Here is a 16973-nt window from a genome sequence, read left to right as displayed (position 1 = left end):
TAACCCCGACACCCCAAGGAGACCCTTATGGCAGCACGTCGCTCACGCGCCCTGGCGCTCGCCCTGGGAGCAGCCCTGGTGCTCCCCGTCGGCATGGCTGCGACGCCCCTCCTCGCCCCGGCCTCCGTGGCCGCTGAGGCCTCCGACACCCACTCCCTGGACTGGGTCAAGGCCCACGCCACAGACGGTGATCTATGACACAAAATATGGTGAGCAGCAGGCCACCGTCTGGGTGGCCACCCTGAGCTACGACTCCCTGAGCCAGGCCCGCGAGATCATGCTCTACGGCGAGGTCGCCATGCCGATCTCCTCCCAGGACGTCGGCGTGGAGGAGTTCGACGGCCGGTACTACCTGCCCTTTGAGACCAATAGCGTGAGGCACAACGAGTACGTCAGATCCCGTCTGCTGTGGTCCGAGGAGGACCCCAAGGGCACCTACGACAAGACCGTCTTCTCCAGCGACGGCCCCATCAGGGGCGTACGCGGCACGAGCGTGGCCCTCACGCTCGGCGGGGTGGAGAGCACGGTGAGCGTCCCCCAGGAGACCGCCGTGACGGACACCCACGAGCTGGAGGAGGCCATGACGGAGCACTGGTCGACCTACTCCGCGGCCGTGGACGCCGGCATGCTCCTTGACGAGACCACCAAGCAGACCTACCTCAGCCAGGACGCGGCCGCCCGCGCCCTGGTGACCAGAGCCCGGGCCGGAGGCGCCGACGCCCCCACCAACGCCGACATCCAGGCGGCCCGGACCAGCCTCAACACCGCCTTCGACGCCCTGACCCCGGCCCCCTACGACCGCACCTCCCTGACCACGTCCCTGGCCGGCGCGACTACCCTGCTGGAGGCCAACGGCAAGGACGGCAGGCGCCTGACCCGTGCCAGCTACGACACCCTGGTGGCGGCCGTGGCCACCGGCCAGAAGCTCCTGGCCACCCCTGACGCCGTGACCCTCAAGACACCCAGGGAGGGTGAGCTCGTCACCCACCGCGACTTTGACAACGCCGCCGCCGCCCTGGACGCTGCCGTCGCCGCGGCCACCACCGAGGACTACACCCCGGTGGACACCACCGCCCTGGACGCCCGGTACGACGCCGCCATCGCCCGTGTGCCCGCCGAGGGCAAGGGCTTCACCCCCGCAACGCGCGCCGCCCTCATGTCCGAGATCGCGACCGCCGCCACCCTGCGCGACCAGGCCGCCTACGCCACCGCGGACCAGGTCTCCCAGGAGGTCACGGCCCTTGAGGACGTCATGGACGCCCTCGTCGAGGAGCCGCTGGGGGAGGCCTTCACCCTCACGGTGCGCTACCAGCACCCCATGGAGGGCGCCCCCTCCGACCTCATCCACGAGTACTTCAACGACGCCGCTGGCAACCCCGTGGAGGAGCAGGTCCCGGTCCACCGCGGCCAGGAGATGCGCTACCCGTTGACCGACGAGACGCTCGTTAAGCGCTTCGAGGGCTACACCCCGCGCTCCTTCCACCTCAACTCCGACGACGGGACGCTGGGGCTGGTCCAGGTACTCACTGACTCCAAGGGGGTCAGGACAGTGGCCTTCCGCGCCGACACCACCAGCCCCGCAGGAGGCGGATCCCTGGACATCCGCTACGTGGCAGGGCAGGACACCCGGGTCGCGCCCAGCCCGACCCCCGGGCCTGAGACCCCGGCGGATCCCGGGACCGGGACCGACCAGGCGGCGGCACCGGCGGCAGACCCGGCGGTAGGGCCCTCAGCCGGGGCGGCCCCGCAGGCCGCCGCGCAGCAGGGTGGCAGGCCCGGCTCGGGCCTGGCCCGTACCGGTGTCTCCCTGACGGCGCTGGGCCTGGCCGGGGTCCTGACCGGCGGGGGCGTGCTCCTGCGACGTCGTCGCTGAGCGCCTGGTGGGGGCCGTGCCAGGGGTCCTGGTGCGGCCCCCGCTGCCGCACCCCACCGGGGCTGTGGTTGACCGTGCCCCGTTATGCCGGTGCTGGCGGCCCCTGCCGCACCCCACCAGGGCCGTGGTCCCGGAGGACGGCGGTAGAATAAGGGTGACCTGTAGTCCAAGGAGGGATATCGTGCGTACTTCCCGGGTGACTCGCAGAGGGCTCCTGGCGCTCGCCGCCGCGGGTGGGCTGGCCCTGGCAGCAGGGTGCAAGCCGCTGTCGCTCAGGTGGAGGGGGTCCGAGTCCAAGAAGCCGGTGCTGTACCTGTACCCGCAGCAGGAGACGGCCCTTGAGGTGTCCCTGGCGTGGGACGGGGAGCTGACCTACGCCTACCCCGAGCCGGTACGCACCAGGGGCCTGGCGACCTGGTCGGTGACGGCCTCCCCCGACGGGACCCTGAGGGACTCGGCGGGGCGGACGTACCCCTCACTGTTCTGGGAGGGAACGTCGTCCCCTGCCTTTACCCAGGCTGAGGGATTTGTGGTGGAGCCCGGTGGTGAGACCGTCTTCCTGGAGGAGAAGCTCGCTCTTCTGGGGCTGAGCGAGCGCGAGTCAGCTGACTTCATTACGTACTGGGGGCCGCGTATGAGAACCCGTGGTCGGTGCCTGGTCACCTTCGCCACGGACCAGTACGCGCGGCGCGCTCGGTACACCTTTGTGGGTAACGACGCGGCAATGGTGCCGGACACCTTTGTCCGTGTCTACGTCGTTATTGGCGCGGTACCCCGGGAGGACGTCCCTGAGCAGGTTCTCATCCCGGCCCCGACGAGGCACGGTTTCACTGCCGTGGAGTGGGGCGGCACCGAGCAGTAGGGTGGCGGGCGGTCGCTACGGGTTCTGGTGCCCGTGGCACTACCCGCTCTCCTGGTGCCGTCCGGTCTGCCGCAGGACCGGGTCTCCTGGCCACGCGGGCAAGGACGGTGTGCGGGGACGCTTTGTGCAGGGCGGAACATTTTGTGCGCAGGGTGACGTTTTGCGCAGAAGGTAACGAATCCAGGTCACCTTCTGCGCAATCGGTTACCCTCTGCGCAAAATGTCACCCTGGACGCCGCACCGGCCCGCTCCACCAGGAGACAGGCGATTGTAAAAAGAACGTGCAACTCCCCCAGCCGAGCAGCGGACGTCCCGCCTCCTGGGACGTGTCCTGTGAGCCCGTGCCCCAAACGCCCCTCACCTGGCATCGGGCGGTGCGCCGGGATGCCTGGCCTGAACGCGTCCTGTGAGGACGCTGTGAGCGTGTCCGTTCTCGCGGCGAATAAGTACCGTTCTCGCGACGAACAAGTACCGTTCTCACGGTGGGCGGGGGAGGACGGGCGGGGGCGCGTCGGGGCTGGCGGGTAGGGTGCGGGGTATGCGCCCCGTCACCGACCTCCAGCGTGCTGCCAGGCCCTTTGAGGTCATCAGCCCCTACTCACCCAGCGGCGACCAGCCCGCCGCCATCGCCGCCCTCACCCAGCGCCTTGAGGCCGGGGAGAAGGACGTCGTGCTCCTGGGGGCCACCGGCACCGGCAAGTCCGCCACCACCGCCTGGCTGGTCGAGGCCGTCCAGCGCCCCACCCTCATCCTGGAGCCCAACAAGACCCTGGCCGCCCAGATGGCCGCCGAGTTCCGCGAGCTGCTGCCCAACAACGCGGTGGAGTACTTCGTCTCCTACTACGACTACTACCAGCCCGAGGCCTACGTCCCCCAGACGGACACCTTCATCGAGAAGGACTCCTCCATCAACGACGAGGTCGAGCGCCTGCGGCACTCCGCCACCAACTCCCTGCTCACCCGCCGCGACGTGGTGGTGGTCTCCTCGGTGTCCTGCATCTACGGACTGGGCACGCCCCAGGAGTACGTGGACCGCATGACGCCCCTGGAGGTGGGGCAGGTCATTGACCGCGACGAGCTCCTGCGCCGCTTCGTGACCATGCAGTACACGCGCAACGACGTCGACTTCACCCGCGGCACCTTCCGCGTGCGCGGGGACACCGTGGAGATCATCCCCGTGTACGAGGAGCTCGCCATCCGCATTGAGTTCTTCGGCGACGAGATCGAGTCCCTGGCCACCCTGCACCCCGTGACCGGTCAGGTCATCGCCCCCACCGAGCAGGTCTTCGTCTTCCCGGCCTCCCACTACGTGGCCGGCCCCGAGCGCATGAGCAGGGCCATCGAGGGCATTGAGGACGAGCTGGCCGAGCGCCTGAGTGCCCTGGAACGCGGCGGCAGGCTCCTGGAGGCCCAGCGCCTGCGCATGCGCACCACCTACGACCTGGAGATGATGCGCCAGATCGGCACCTGCTCCGGTATCGAGAACTACTCCCTGCACATTGACGGCCGCTCCCCGGGCACGCCCCCCAACACCCTCCTGGACTACTTCCCCGAGGACTTCCTCCTGGTCGTTGACGAGTCCCACGTGACCGTCCCCCAGGTCGGGGCCATGCACGAGGGGGACGCCTCACGCAAGCGCACCCTGGTGGACCACGGGTTCCGCCTGCCCAGCGCCCTGGACAACCGGCCGCTGACCTTCGCCGAGTTCGAGGAGCGCGTGGGCCAGACCGTCTACCTGTCGGCCACCCCCGGCGACTACGAGCTGGGACGCAGCGACGGCGTCGTCGAGCAGATCATCCGACCCACCGGCCTGGTGGACCCCAAGGTCGTGGTCAAGCCCACCCAGGGCCAGATCGACGACCTCCTGGAGGAGGTGCGCGTCCGGGTGGAGCGGGACGAGCGGGTCCTGGTGACCACCCTGACCAAGCGCATGGCCGAGGACCTGACCACCTACCTGGCCGAGAGGGGGGTGCGTGTGGAGTACCTCCACTCCGACGTCGACACCCTGCGGCGCGTGGAGCTCCTGCGTGAGCTGCGCCTGGGGCGCTTCGACGTCCTGGTGGGCATTAACCTGCTGCGTGAGGGCCTAGACCTGCCCGAGGTCTCCCTGGTCTCCATCCTGGACGCCGACAAGGAGGGCTTCCTGCGCTCGGCGCGCTCCCTGATCCAGACCATCGGGCGGGCCGCCCGCAACGTCTCCGGCGAGGTGCACATGTACGCCGACACCCTCACCCCCGCCATGGCCGAGGCCATTGAGGAGACCGAGAGGCGTCGCACCAGGCAGCTGGCCTACAACGCCGCCCACGGCATCGACCCCCAGCCGCTGCGCAAGAAGATCGCCGACGTCACCGACATGCTCGCCCGCGAGGACGTGGACACCGACGAGCTCCTGGCCGGGGGCTACCGCGGCCACGAGGAGCGGGCGGTCGTGGGACGCCGCAGGCGGGCCGCCGAGGCCACCGTGCGCGAGAAGCTGGCCGGCGCAGCCGCGGGGGACCTGGCCGGGCTCGTCGAGGAGCTCACCGCCCAGATGCACGCCGCGGCCGAGGACCTCCAGTTCGAGCTGGCCGCCCGCCTGCGCGACGAGATCCGCGACCTGAAGAAGGAGCTGCGTGCCATGCGGGAGACAGGCTGAGCCAGGGGGGCGGCCGTGCCAGAATGTGCCCATGGCACAGGTACGAGCAGCGACGTCCTCACTCTCCGGCTTCCCCGAGTGGCTCCCCGCGGGCCACGTGGTGGAGCGCCTCTTCCTGGACACCCTGCGCCACACCTTCGAGCTCCACGGCTTCTGCGGCATTGAGACCCGCGCCGTGGAGCCCCTGAGCGAGCTGACCAGGAAGGGGGAGACCTCCAAGGAGGTCTACCTCCTCTCCCGGCTCCAGGCTGACCCCGCCGAGGTGGCCGACCCGCGCAAGCAGCTGGGCCTGCACTTCGACCTCACCGTCCCCTTCGCCCGCTACGTGGTGGACAACGCCGGGTCCCTGCACTTCCCCTTCAAGCGCTACCAGATCCAGAAGGTCTGGCGCGGCGAGAGGCCCCAGGAGGGGCGCTACCGGGAGTTCATCCAGGCCGATATCGACGTCGTCGGCGACGGCTCCCTGCCCCTGCACCACGACGTGGAGGTGGCCCTGGTCATGCACGAGGCCCTGTCCGCCCTGCCCGTCCCGCCGGTGAGCGTCCACGTCTCCAACCGCAAGGTGGCCCAAGGCTTCTACACCTCGGTGGGTATCCGGGACGACCAGCTCATTGAGGTCCTGCGCGTGGTGGACAAGATCGACAAGATCGGCGCCCGGAACGTCTCCGAGGAGCTGGTGGGCCAGGTCGGTACCACGCCCGGCCAGGCGCAGGCCGCCCTGCGCCTGGCCGCCGTCACCGGCGCCGACCCGGACGCCGTGGGCGCCGCCGTCGTCGCGGCCCTCGAGGGTGCCGAGCCCACCGCGCTGCTGACCGAGGGCCTGGAGGAGCTGGGCGCCCTGCTGCGCGCCGCCCAGCGGCGTCGGCCCGGGGCGCTGGTGGCCGACCTCAGGATCGCCCGCGGCCTGGACTACTACACCGGGACCGTCTACGAGTCCTTTATGGCCGGCCACGAGGACCTGGGCTCGGTGTGCTCCGGCGGCCGCTACGACAACCTGGCCTCGGGCCGCAAGCGCGTCTTCCCCGGGGTGGGCATCTCCGTGGGCGTCTCCCGGCTGCTGTCGCGCGTCGTCGCCGAGGGGCTGGTCGAGGTCACCCGGGCGGTGCCCACGACGGTCCTGGTGGCCGTCATGGACGAGGAGCACCGCCCCGCCTCCGAGGCGGTCGCGGCCGCCCTGCGCGCCCGGGGCATTGCCGCGGACCTCTCCCCGACGGCGGCCAAGCTCGGCAGGCAGATCAAGGCCGCCGACCAGCGCGGCATCCCCTTCGTCTGGTTCCCGGGAACCGGCCGGGCCGACGGCGCCGCCCCGGCCACCGACTCGGTCAAGGACATCCGCTCCGGGGAGCAGGTACAGGCCGACCCCGCCACCTGGGTCCCCTCCGACCCCGCGGACCTGGCCCCGCGCCTGGTCCCGGGTGCGGGGGTGCCGGCTCCGGACAAGACCCCGTGAGAACGGTACTTATTGCTCGCGAGAACGGTACTTGTTCGTGCCGAGAACGGTACTTATTCGTCGTGAGAACGGTACTTGTTGCTCGTGAGAACGGTACTTGTTCGGGGGGCCAGCTGGACCCGCCCTGAACGGTGCGGCCACTCAGGTCTGACGAGTGCCTGACAGGACTCCGGGCGTGAACAGCCCGGGTGACGGCCCTACCTCCACGGTGGTGGTCGCCTGACGCCTCCTCCGGGCGTCGCTACCAGCTGGGCAGCACGGCCCGCTGGCCCTGCCCGCCGGGGCCGTGCCACGGTGGGCAATGACGCACGGGGCCGGGGCTAAAGCCCCCGTACCCGTTAGGACCGGACGCCCAAGGCCGGGGGATTGTGGGGGCCAGCCCTCACAATCGCTTGGTTGCGGGGCCCGTCGTGGATCGTCCAGGGGATCGTGGGGGCCGGGCACCCGTGGGGCCTAGGTCCTCCTGGCTTGGTCGGCCTGGTCGAGGGGCTCGGCACCCGTGGGGCCCAGAGCGGGTCACTGTTGCGGGCCAGGAAGTCCTGTGAGCCCGCTGTGAGCGGCCCCGTTCTCACGACGAACAAGTACCGTTCTCACGACGAACAAGTACCGTTCTCGCGACGAACAAGTACCGTTCTCACGGGGAATAAGTACCGTTCTCGCGTTAGGGGCGGGCGCCGACCGTCTCCACGGCCTCGGCCAGGGCCGCCCCCAGGCCGTCGTAGGCGTTAATGACGGCGTCCACCCCACAACGGCGCATCTCGGCGGCCTCGTCGTCCCACCGGGCCACCGCAATGACCCGCCCCTCGAAGGAGGACCGCTCCAGCCACTCCAGGACGTGGAGGTTGGCTCCCGGCTCGGGCATGGCCAGGACGGCCTTGGTGGCGTGGACGGCGTCGAGACGCTCCCAGAAGTCCTGGTCGGTGGCGTCGGCCTCCATGACGCGCAGTCCGGCCCGGCCCAGGCGCTCCACCTTGGAGGCGTCGTTGTCAATACCCAGCACGCCGCTCTCCCCGTCGGCCACCAGCCGGGCGTAGGTGGCCCGCCCCACCCGCCCCATACCGAAGACCACGGTCTGCACCCCGGCCAGGTCCACCGGCTGCTCCTCGGGGTGGAGGGTGTGGTCGCAGCGGTGGGGAATGTGGGCGGTCAGGGCGCGCACGAGCCGGGCGGGGCCGCGGTTGGCCACCGAGGAGACCACGAAGCTCAGCGCCAGGGCCAGGCAGGCCGCGGCCTGCCACTGCTCGCCCAGGTCCCCGTGCCTCACCGCCACCGCCACCACAATGAGCGCGAACTCGCTGTAGGCCGTCATCGCCAGCCCCACCAGCACGCAGGTGCGCCGACGCATCCCCAGCACGCGGACCACGACCGTGTAGGTCAGGGCGCGCAGCGGCAGCAGCCCGAGCAGCGCGAGCGCCACGGCCACCGCCCCGGCCCCCGGGGACCCGTCCAGGCCGATGGACACGAAGAAGCTCACCAGGAGGAGCTCCTTAATGGTGAACAGGCTCGCCGAGAGCTCCCTGGCGGCGGGGTGGGAGGCCAGCAGCGCCCCCATGAGCAGGGCCCCCAGGTCGCCGTCGAGCCCCAGGAGGGTGAACAGGAGATAGCCGGGCAGCAGGGCCATGGCGATACCGAACAGGGTGCGCATCTCCCCGTGGCTCACGCGGTCCAGGACGTGGCCCAGCACCCTGGAGGCCGGCCACAGCAGCACCAGGGCGGCCGCCCACGGGCTGGGGGTGAGACCGGCGGCCAGGGTCATGTAGGCCACGGCGAGCACGTCCTGGACGACCAGCACGCCAATGGCGATCCGCCCGTAGAGCGCCCTGGTGTCGTCACGCTCCTCCAGGAGCTTGACCACCACGACGGTGGAGGAGAAGGACAGGGCCAGCCCCAGGCAGGCCACCCCGGTGGGGGTGACGGCGTCCGCGGTCAGGCCGCAGGCCACGAGGCCGCCCACGAGTGCCGTGGACGCCAGGTCCAGGACGAGCGTGGTGGCCACCGCCGTGCCAATGACCTCCCGACGGGCCAGGACCCGCAGGTCGAGCTTGAGCCCGATAGTGAACAGCAGCACCGCCACACCCAGGTCGCCCAGGACCTCCACGTAGCCCAGGTGCTCCACATCACAGGCTCCCAGGACGAAGCCCGCGGCCAGGAAGCCCACCAGGGGAGGCAGACGCAGGAGCGTGGCGGCGAAGCCCAGCAGGACGACCGCGGTCAGGTAGACGGCAGGGGTCAGTGCAGGGCTCACGGCAAGCTGGTCCTCATCGATCGAAGCGGTCGGCCACCGTATTCATACCACGAGGTCAGGGCCTCCCGCGCACCGGGCGCCCTCGCGGCCGGCCGCGTACCCGGCTGACGGGCGGCCAGGGCCCCGTGCGCACCGGGCACCCCCCGGTACTCGATCGGCTCGACGACCACGGGCCAGGGCCCCGTGCGCGCCGGGCACCCCGGGGCGCTGGTCCCCGCCGGGCACGTCCCCACCGACGTACCGGGGCCGCAGCCGCACCACGGTGGTGTCACGACGGAGCCACTCAACTTGCATATGGTGTCACAGTGGTGTCATCATGGTGTCATGGATATGAACCTGTACACGGAGACCCTTGCCAAGGCCCTCCAGGACGCCGCCAGCCTGGGGGACCAGACCACCCAGGAGGTCTCCCGGAGGCTCGTGGTGGCCATTGAGCCCTCCCTGCGCCTGACGGCCCTCCAGATGCTCACCGAGGTCGCCGAGGAGGTCAGCGCCGAGCTCGACTCCACCCGTGTCAGCGTGGTCATGAACGGGCCCGCCCCGCACCTGCAGGTCATTGAGCTGCCCCCGCCGCCCCCTGCCGCCCCCGCCCCGGGCGACCAGGCCCCCGGCGAGGAGCTCCAGGGCGACCAGCCCACGCCGTCCCAGGACGACGAGGCCGAGGTCCGCACCACCCTGCGCCTGCCCGCCGCCCTCAAGCGCAAGGTCGAGGCCGCCGCCCAGGCCCAGGGCCGCTCCGTCAACGCCTGGCTGGTGGAGGCCGTCAGGGAGGTCCTGTCCTGGGACGACGAGGACGGCGGCTACGAGGGCCAGGAGGGCTCCCACTGGGGCCCGTCCTCCCGCCCGCCCCGGGCCGCCCGCACCTCCGCCCCCACCCTCAACGGCTGGTTCGCCTGACGGCCCGCGGCCGCACCTCTAGAGTTAAGGAAAGACCTCATGCCAATCTGGACCTTCGACGTCACCGGGCCGCAGGCGCCGGTACTCGCCCTAGACCTGTCCTCCCTGAGCGTGGTGACCTTCCCCGGCGCCGGCGGCTCCATCACCGTGGAGGCCACCGAGGAGCAGGCCCGTATTCTGGCCGTGGAGGCCGACGGACAGCGGGTCACGGTCAGCCAGACCGCCACGACGGGACGGGACCGCCTGGCCGGGCTGCTGCCCTGGACCGACTGGTTCGGGCGCATCCGCGTGACCGTCCCCCAGGGGGCGTGCCTGGAGGGGCGCCTGAGCGCCGGGGGGATCAACGCCATGCAGCCCTGGGAGAGCGTGCGCCTGACCACCATGGCCGGCTCCATTAAGGTCGGCCCCTGCCAGAACGCGGACCTGCGGGCCGAGGCCGGCTCCATCCGCGTGGCCTCCGTCAACGACGGCCGTTTCACCACCCAGGCCGGGTCGGTGGTCCTGTCCCTGACCACCGGGGACGTCATGGCCAGCACCGAGGCCGGGTCGGTAAAGGTGGAGCGGGCGACCTCCGGGCACCTGGACCTGCGCTCCTCCCTGGGGTCGATCAAGGTCGGCGTCCCCGCCAGCACCGCCGTCCACCTGGACTGCAGCTCCCGGCTGGGTAGCGTCACCACGGACCTGAGCCCCTGCGCCCAGCCGCCCCAGGAGCGCCAGCAGCTGTTCCTGAACGCCCGCACCGAGTTCGGCACGGTCAGGATCCGCAGGGCCTAGCCCCTTAACGCGCACGACGACCGCCCCTTCCCCGGGAACGGGGTAGGGGCGGTCGTCCGCGGGGAGGCCCTGCCCATCGCCCCCTCATCTCCCTGGGACGGGGGAGGAGGAGGCGCGCCAGCCAGGAGGGGCCAGGCGGCCCTCCACGCGCGCGACAGCGGCCCGGCCTCTTTCCCAGAGGCCGGGCCGCCATCTCAGGACCCGCTGCGGGCCCGGACGTCCTCTAGTAACAGGACGCCTCAGTAGGAGCGGCCGTCCCGGTCCTCCCGGCGCGGGCCGCGGCGGTCCTGCCACTGGCCGTCACGCCCGCCGTGGAAGCCGCCCCGGTCGCCGTCGCGCCCGCGGAAGCCGCGCTCACCACGGTCCTCACGCCCGCGGAAGCCGCGCTCACCACGGTCGCCGTCACGCTCGAAACGACGCCCACCACGGTCGTCGTAGTCCCGGCGCGGGCCGCGGCGGTCCTGCCACTGGCCGTCACGCCCGCCGCGGAAGCCGCCCCGGTCGCCGTCGCGCCCGCGGAAGCCGCGCTCACCACGGTCCTCACGCCCGCGGAAGCCACGGTCCCCGCGGTCGCCGTCACGCTCGAAACGACGCCCACCACGGTCGTCGTAGTCCCGGCGCGGGCCGCGGCGGTCCCACTGGCCGTCACGCCCGCCACGGTCGTCACGCGAACCGCCCCAGCCGTGGCCGGGCCCGTCGTCCAGGCGCATGCGCAGCTCCCGGCCGGCAAAGGTCGCGTGCCTGAGGGACTCCAGCTGGCTCTCGCTCAGCGGGGCGTAGACGGTCACCAGGGAGAAGGACTGGAGGATATCGATCTTACCGATCTCGGAACCGGGGATACCGGCCTCGTTGGCGATCGCGCCCACGATCGCGCCGGGCATGACACGGTCACGGTGACCGACCTCGACGCGGTAGACGGTCCCCGGGCCGTCGTGCTGCTGGCGGCGCCCGCCCCGGTTGCCACCACGCTCCTGGCGGCCCCGCCGGGCGCCGTCCCGGCCGCCCTCGAAGGAGGCCGACACGAAGCTGCCCTCGTCGTCCACGGTGACCTCACGGCGCTCGCGGCCCCGGGAGGACTCGCCCTCACGCCGCTGCGGGCCCTCGTCGCCCACGGCCAGCGCCAGCAGGGTGGCGGCCAGGTCCCCGACGCTCACGTCCAGCTCCCTGGCCTTGTCGTCCACCAGGGAGGTGTACATCCCCAGCCGACCGCGCTCGTAGCGCGAGGCGGCCCGCTCCAGGAGCTGGGTGGCACGGTGCGAGGAGACGTCGGCGGGGGAGGGCAGGGTGATCTCCTCCAGGCGGGTGCCGGTCAGGCGCTCGATCTGGCGGAGCTTGGACTTCTCCTTGGGGGTCAGGAAGGTCACGGCCTCCCCGTGGCGCCCGGCGCGCCCGGTACGCCCAATGCGGTGCACGTAGGCCTCGGCCTCGCGGGGGACGTCGAAGTTGACCACCAGGCCGATACGGTCCACGTCCAGGCCGCGGGCGGCCACGTCGGTGGCCACCAGCACGTCCAGGGTGCCGGCGCGCAGGCGCTCGACCAGGCGCTCACGCTCACGCTGGGGGACGTCCCCGGAGATGGCGGCGGCCTGGATGCCCCGGCCGGCCAGCTCGAGGGCCACGTCCTCGGCCGTGGACTTGGTGCGCACGAACACAATGGCGGCCTGGGCCTCGGTGACGGCCAGGACCCGGGAGACCGCACCGATCTTGTGGCGGAAGGGCACCACGGCGTAGGTCTGGTGGACGGTGTCCACCGTGGAGGCCTGGGGGGAGACCTCGATCTGGACCGGCTCGGTCAGGTGCTGACGGGCGACGGCCTGGATCGCGGGCGGCATGGTGGCGGAGAACAGGGCCGTGCGACGCTCCTCGGGCAGGGAGGAGGCAATGGTCTCCACGTCCTCGGCGAAGCCCATGCGCAGCATCTCGTCGGCCTCGTCCAGCACGAAGTAGCGCACCGAGTCCAGGCTCAGGGCGCCCTTGTCAATGAGGTCGATAATGCGGCCGGGGGTGCCCACCACCACCTGGGCCCCGTCGCGCAGCGCACCGATCTGCGGGCCGTAGGGGGCGCCGCCGTAGACGGCGACGACCTCCAGGCCGCGGGAGCGGTGGGCCATGTCGGTAATGGCGTCAGCGCTCTGGAGGGCGAGCTCGCGGGTGGGGGCCAGGACCAGGGCCTGGACGACGCCCTCGCGGGCGTCCACGGCGTCGAGCAGCGGCAGCCCGAAGGCGGCGGTCTTACCGGTACCGGTCTGGGCCACGCCCACCACGTCGCGCCCGGCCAGGAGGACCGGGATGGCCTCCTTCTGGATCGCGGTGGGGGTCACGAAGCCCATGTCGGTCACGGCCTTGAGCAGGTCCGCGGGCAGGCCGAGGTCGGCGAAGGTGGTCTCGGCCTCACCGGGCTCGTCGGCATCGTCCCCGGAGTCCAGGAAGGGGGCGTGGCCGTCGACGTCGTCCTCGACGGTCTGGGTGTCGCCCTCGTCGGCGTCGTCCCCGGAGTCGTCCTCCGGGTCGGCCTCGGGCACGTCGCGCTCGACGTCGTCGTCCTCGTCCTCGTGCTCCACGTCCTCGGGGTCCTCGGGGGAGTCGGAGGAGGCGGGGGAGGCGAAGTCCTCGGGGGAGCCGGGCGAGGAGTGGGGGACGGCCAGGGGCTCGGCCCGCTCAGTCTGCTCGGCCCGCTCGGTCTGCTCCTCGGCGGCAGCGGGCTCCTGGCCCGCGGTCTCGGCGTTGAAGAGAGCGTCCAGGCTCAGGGGCTCGGACGCGTTGGTGTCATTGCTCATGGAGTTATCCCAGATCTGGCCCCTGAAGTACCTGCGGGGCCGACGCGGAGTGTGGGGGAGGGCAGGTTGCGCTCCACTCTTGCCGCACCACCCACCACACTCGCCACGCACCGGCTCCCAGGTGTCCTGGGGCTGGTGGCTGACAGGCTGTACGCACAGACTTACGGGAGTACTGCCCGGGAAGTCCCTGGCAGCCCCGAACGGGGTCGGATACGGTTCGCTCCTGCCCATGAGGCTAGCCGATGCCGCTACCCGCCGGGCCCCCGCGCGCACCACATCACACGGTGAGGTGTCTCTCGAGCCGCAGCAGCTCGCGGCAGGTGGGCGGCGGCCCCCAGGGGGCGATAGGTGGGGGGACGACCCCGGGCGCTACGCAGGCAGCCAAGGGCGTGGGCGGCCGCCGCTGACAGGAGCCGTCAGGCAGGTGGGAAGAAGGCGGCCCCCAGGGGGCGTGGGCGGCCGGGAGCCCGTTACTGTGAGCGGTCCGGACCCGTTCTGGCGCGGCGAAGGTGCGCTCGGGCCGGTAAAGTCGGTACAGTGGGCAGGTGTGTACCTCTCCGGGCCAACGTGGTCACGAGGAACGTGCACCTTCTACCCACACCCCGCTTCCCCTCGTCCGAAGGCTGTCGATGACCCCCTACCGCCCTCGTCATGCTGCCAGTCGCGCGCCGCGCCCCGTGCGGCGCACCGCTGTGGTGACCGCGGTGACGACAGTGCTCCTGCCTGCCGCCGCGTGGGCGGTGCCCGGCACCGTCATGGTCGTCAGCGACTCCTGGGACACCCCCGTCAGGACCTCCGGGGCCGACGGCATACAGGACATAGCGAGCCGGTGCGTGCCGAACCTGACCGTCCTCCAGCCCGACGCCACCCGGGCCGCTGACGAGGTGATCCCCACCTACGACCCCGCCGGGTCGCTCTGGCTGAGCACGGGCGGGTGGTGCGACTCCCACGGGGCGACCCTCAAGGCGCCGTCGGTCACCCTCAACGCCATTGACCCCGCCACGGGGGCGGTGACCCCCTACCCCCTGGGCTGGAGCATGCGTCTGCGGGCCAACGGCAGCCGCTACGGGAGCCTGACCCTGAGCCGCCTGCTGGACGGCAGCCACCTGGCCGACCCCGCCGCCGGGGCCAACCCCGCCGCCGGGGCCAACCCCGCCACCGGACTCTTCTCCCTGACCCTGACCAGCGGGACGACGAGCGTGACCAGCAACGTCTTCCGGGTCAGGGGGACCCAGCAGGCCGCGGAGCCCGAGCCCGACCCCGCCCCCAGCTGCCCCGACCCCCTCACCACCCTGGTCCTGGGGCCTGACGCCGTCCCCGGTGGCGAGCCGCGCTACCTCTCGGCGAGGCGGGTGTGGCTGCGTGCCACCGGCCTGTGCGTGGACGGCGTGACGGTGGACGGGACCGTGGAGATCAGCGTGGAGGTGCGGCGCACCGACCGCCCCACCGAGTCGCGCACCCTCCTGTACGACGTCCCGGTGCACCAGGGCAGCTTTACCGTCCCCCTGGACCTGAGCGAGGCCATCCCCGACGGCCCCGACTCGGTGGGCACCTACCAGCTCGACGTCATGGTCAGGGGACGGCACGCCGCGAACGTGAGCAGCCTGAGCATTGTGCCCGCCCCCACGCCCAGCCCGGCTCCCACGCCCTCCCCCTCACCCTCACCGGCCCCGAGCGTGACGCCCACGCCCAGCCCGGCCCCCGGCGACCACCCGGCCGACCCCTCCACCCCGCCCCCGACGGCGCCCCCCGGCGAGACGGCCCAGCCCACCCAGGAGCCCACCCAGGCACCTGCCCCCGTGGCGCCCACTCAGGCACCCGTTCCGGAGCCGACCGGGCCGGGCGCGGCCGTCCCGCCGGAGCCGGCCCCCACGGAGCCCGCGCAGCCCCAGCCCGCCCCGGACCAGGGGGCCACGCCCGCCCCACCGGACCAGGACGACGCCGGCATCCAGTCCATCCAGCCCCACGCGCCCTCGCCGTCCCAGCCCCCCGAGCCGGTTACGCCCCCGGACCCTGAACCGGACCCCGCCCCCCGCGACGGGCGGGACGAGGACGCGGACTCCGTCGACCTGTCCCTGGACGACGACGTCCTGTCCCCGCTCCTGGACCGCCTGACCCAGGAGCCCGAGGTGGCCCCCGAGCAGGAGCGCCTGGTCCGTCCCGACGTCGTGCCCCAGTCTCCGGTCACCGACGCCGGGGACCTGGACTCCTCCAACGCGGGATCCCTGTCCGGGGGGCGCCACGGCGACACCGTCACCCTGACCCTGCCCCGCTCCAAGGCGAAGGAGGGCGACTGGGTGGCCGTCTTCACCTTCCCCGGGTCGGTGAGCGCGGGCTGGATCCAGGTCGACTCCACCAACTCCGTCACCGTGGACATCTCCTCCCTGCCTGAGGGCACCTACCAGCTCGCCGTCGCCGACCGGAACAACGAGCTGCTCGGCTGGGCCCAGCTGGAGGTGAGCAGCGTCGCCAGCCAGCCCCTGACCGGAGGGGCCTCCCTGCGCACCGTGCGCCCCGACACCACCCAGAGGCAGATCCTCAGGCCGGCGGACTGGATGCTGGTGGCCGCCGGGGGCGTCCTGGCCCTGGGCACGGTGTCCTTCACCGTCATGGCCCACGAACGCCCCAGGCGGGGGAGGCGCCAGTGAGACTGTCGGCACTTCTGCGGCGCGCCACCGGACCGGTCCTCCTGGTCGCCCTCACGGTGCCCGTCCCGGTTCCCGCGACCCCGGCCGAGGGACTGGTTGTCGTGGCGCCCCCCGCGGAGACCTCCACGACCGGGACCGCCTCGACGGTGAGCCCCTCGACGGTGGCCACCGGCGGGACCCTGTCCTACACCCTCTCCGGCTTCCCCCGCGGCGCCACCGTCCAGGTCCTCATTGACGACGGCACCCTGGCCCCCGCGGACGACGCCGCCCACGGGGTCGTCATGGAGGTGACCGTCTCCGCCTCAGGGACCTCCTCAGGGGCCTTCGAGCTGCCCGCCTACGTCAGCGAGGGACAGCACTGGCTGCGCTTCCGCGTGTCGGCGGGCCAGGACGTGCCCGCCTCGCCGGTCCGGACCCTGGACTACACCAACAGGTCGCCCCTGTTCACCGTGGGCGCGGTCACCGTGATCGGGGGCGCCAACCCGGTGGCCTCCTCCACCCCGACGCCTACCTCGACGCCTCGGGCCAGCACCTCGCCCACGGGCACCTCCGTGGGCGCGACCACGGCCCCGCCCAGCAGCTCGGGCGACTTCCCGGTGGTGGGGGCCTCGGTCCTCATTGTGGCCGTGGCCCTGGCGACGACGGGGGTCGGGGTGTCCATCCACCGCCGTCGGCTGGTGGCCACGGCGCGGGTGGCCTCCTCCAGCCAGCTGGAGGCCACCCCGAGCTGAGCGGGCACCCGGCGGGCCGACGGCGGCCTCGGACGTAGGATGGCCGACGGCGCCCGCCCGTCTCGCGGTGCGCCCCGAGCG

At 72.2% G+C, this 16973-nt stretch carries 11 protein-coding genes; 9 read left to right on the top strand and 2 right to left on the bottom strand.

Going from position 1 to position 16973, the window contains the following annotated elements; translation table 11 throughout:
- Positions 1-27: 27 nt before the first annotated feature.
- The 5 genes from JJJ15_RS01125 to hisS all read left to right on the top strand — a co-directional run bounded on the left by JJJ15_RS01125 (position 28) and on the right by hisS (position 6820).
- Positions 28-198, top strand: coding sequence for a hypothetical protein (locus tag JJJ15_RS01125; RefSeq protein ID WP_200511152.1), 171 nt, complete (start codon positions 28-30; stop codon positions 196-198).
- The gene (locus JJJ15_RS01120; protein WP_200511151.1) at positions 188-1873 is read left to right on the top strand and encodes a hypothetical protein; all 1686 of its coding nucleotides are present in this window, start codon (positions 188-190) and stop codon (positions 1871-1873) included. The genes JJJ15_RS01125 and JJJ15_RS01120 overlap by 11 nt, the downstream gene beginning before the upstream one ends.
- A 196-nt stretch (positions 1874-2069) precedes the next feature.
- The gene (locus JJJ15_RS01115) at positions 2070-2735 is read left to right on the top strand and encodes a transcriptional initiation protein Tat (protein ID WP_246742102.1); all 666 of its coding nucleotides are present in this window, start codon (positions 2070-2072) and stop codon (positions 2733-2735) included.
- Between the two features lie 538 nt (positions 2736-3273).
- Complete coding sequence (uvrB, locus tag JJJ15_RS01110) at positions 3274-5370, top strand: excinuclease ABC subunit UvrB (protein ID WP_200511150.1); 2097 nt, start codon at positions 3274-3276, stop codon at positions 5368-5370.
- Between the two features lie 31 nt (positions 5371-5401).
- The gene (gene hisS, locus JJJ15_RS01105; protein WP_200511149.1) at positions 5402-6820 is read left to right on the top strand and encodes a histidine--tRNA ligase; all 1419 of its coding nucleotides are present in this window, start codon (positions 5402-5404) and stop codon (positions 6818-6820) included.
- A 661-nt stretch (positions 6821-7481) separates the two neighbouring features.
- Here the strand turns inward: hisS and JJJ15_RS01100 are convergent.
- The gene (locus JJJ15_RS01100) at positions 7482-9065 is read right to left on the bottom strand and encodes a cation:proton antiporter family protein (RefSeq protein WP_246742101.1); all 1584 of its coding nucleotides are present in this window, start codon (positions 9063-9065) and stop codon (positions 7482-7484) included.
- Between the two features lie 324 nt (positions 9066-9389).
- Here JJJ15_RS01100 and JJJ15_RS01095 point away from each other — a divergent pair, with 324 nt between their 5' ends.
- Positions 9390-9962 carry a toxin-antitoxin system HicB family antitoxin gene (locus JJJ15_RS01095; RefSeq protein WP_200511148.1) on the top strand — a complete coding sequence of 191 codons (573 nt, stop codon included), beginning with the start codon at positions 9390-9392 and terminating at the stop codon, positions 9960-9962.
- A gap of 39 nt (positions 9963-10001) precedes the next feature.
- Positions 10002-10736 carry a DUF4097 family beta strand repeat-containing protein gene (locus JJJ15_RS01090; protein ID WP_200511147.1) on the top strand — a complete coding sequence of 245 codons (735 nt, stop codon included), beginning with the start codon at positions 10002-10004 and terminating at the stop codon, positions 10734-10736.
- A gap of 239 nt (positions 10737-10975) precedes the next feature.
- Here JJJ15_RS01090 and JJJ15_RS01085 read toward each other — a convergent pair whose 3' ends face one another.
- The gene (locus JJJ15_RS01085) at positions 10976-13513 is read right to left on the bottom strand and encodes a DEAD/DEAH box helicase (protein ID WP_200511146.1); all 2538 of its coding nucleotides are present in this window, start codon (positions 13511-13513) and stop codon (positions 10976-10978) included.
- A 704-nt stretch (positions 13514-14217) separates the two neighbouring features.
- Between JJJ15_RS01085 and JJJ15_RS12800 the strand changes: the two genes are divergently transcribed.
- Positions 14218-16161 carry a hypothetical protein gene (locus JJJ15_RS12800; protein WP_246742100.1) on the top strand — a complete coding sequence of 648 codons (1944 nt, stop codon included), beginning with the start codon at positions 14218-14220 and terminating at the stop codon, positions 16159-16161.
- Complete coding sequence (locus JJJ15_RS01075; protein WP_106109154.1) at positions 16158-16892, top strand: DNA-directed RNA polymerase II; 735 nt, start codon at positions 16158-16160, stop codon at positions 16890-16892. The genes JJJ15_RS12800 and JJJ15_RS01075 overlap by 4 nt, the downstream gene beginning before the upstream one ends.
- Positions 16893-16973: the final 81 nt, after the last annotated feature.

It is taken from the genome of Actinomyces sp. HMT897 (assembly GCF_016626125.1).
GTDB lineage: Bacteria > Actinomycetota > Actinomycetes > Actinomycetales > Actinomycetaceae > Actinomyces.
This window is presented reverse-complemented; position numbering and strand designations above follow the sequence as displayed.

Excerpts from the sequence above, each read along its gene's own strand:
- JJJ15_RS01125 (WP_200511152.1), top strand. The coding sequence starts at position 28 with ATGGCAGCACGTCGCTCACGCGCCCTGGCGCTCGCCCTGGGAGCAGCC.
- uvrB (WP_200511150.1), top strand. The coding sequence starts at position 3,274 with ATGCGCCCCGTCACCGACCTCCAGCGTGCTGCCAGGCCCTTTGAGGTC.
- hisS (WP_200511149.1), top strand. The coding sequence starts at position 5,402 with ATGGCACAGGTACGAGCAGCGACGTCCTCACTCTCCGGCTTCCCCGAG.
- JJJ15_RS01095 (WP_200511148.1), top strand. The coding sequence starts at position 9,390 with ATGGATATGAACCTGTACACGGAGACCCTTGCCAAGGCCCTCCAGGAC.
- JJJ15_RS01090 (WP_200511147.1), top strand. The coding sequence starts at position 10,002 with ATGCCAATCTGGACCTTCGACGTCACCGGGCCGCAGGCGCCGGTACTC.
- JJJ15_RS01085 (WP_200511146.1), bottom strand. The coding sequence starts at position 13,513 with ATGAGCAATGACACCAACGCGTCCGAGCCCCTGAGCCTGGACGCTCTC.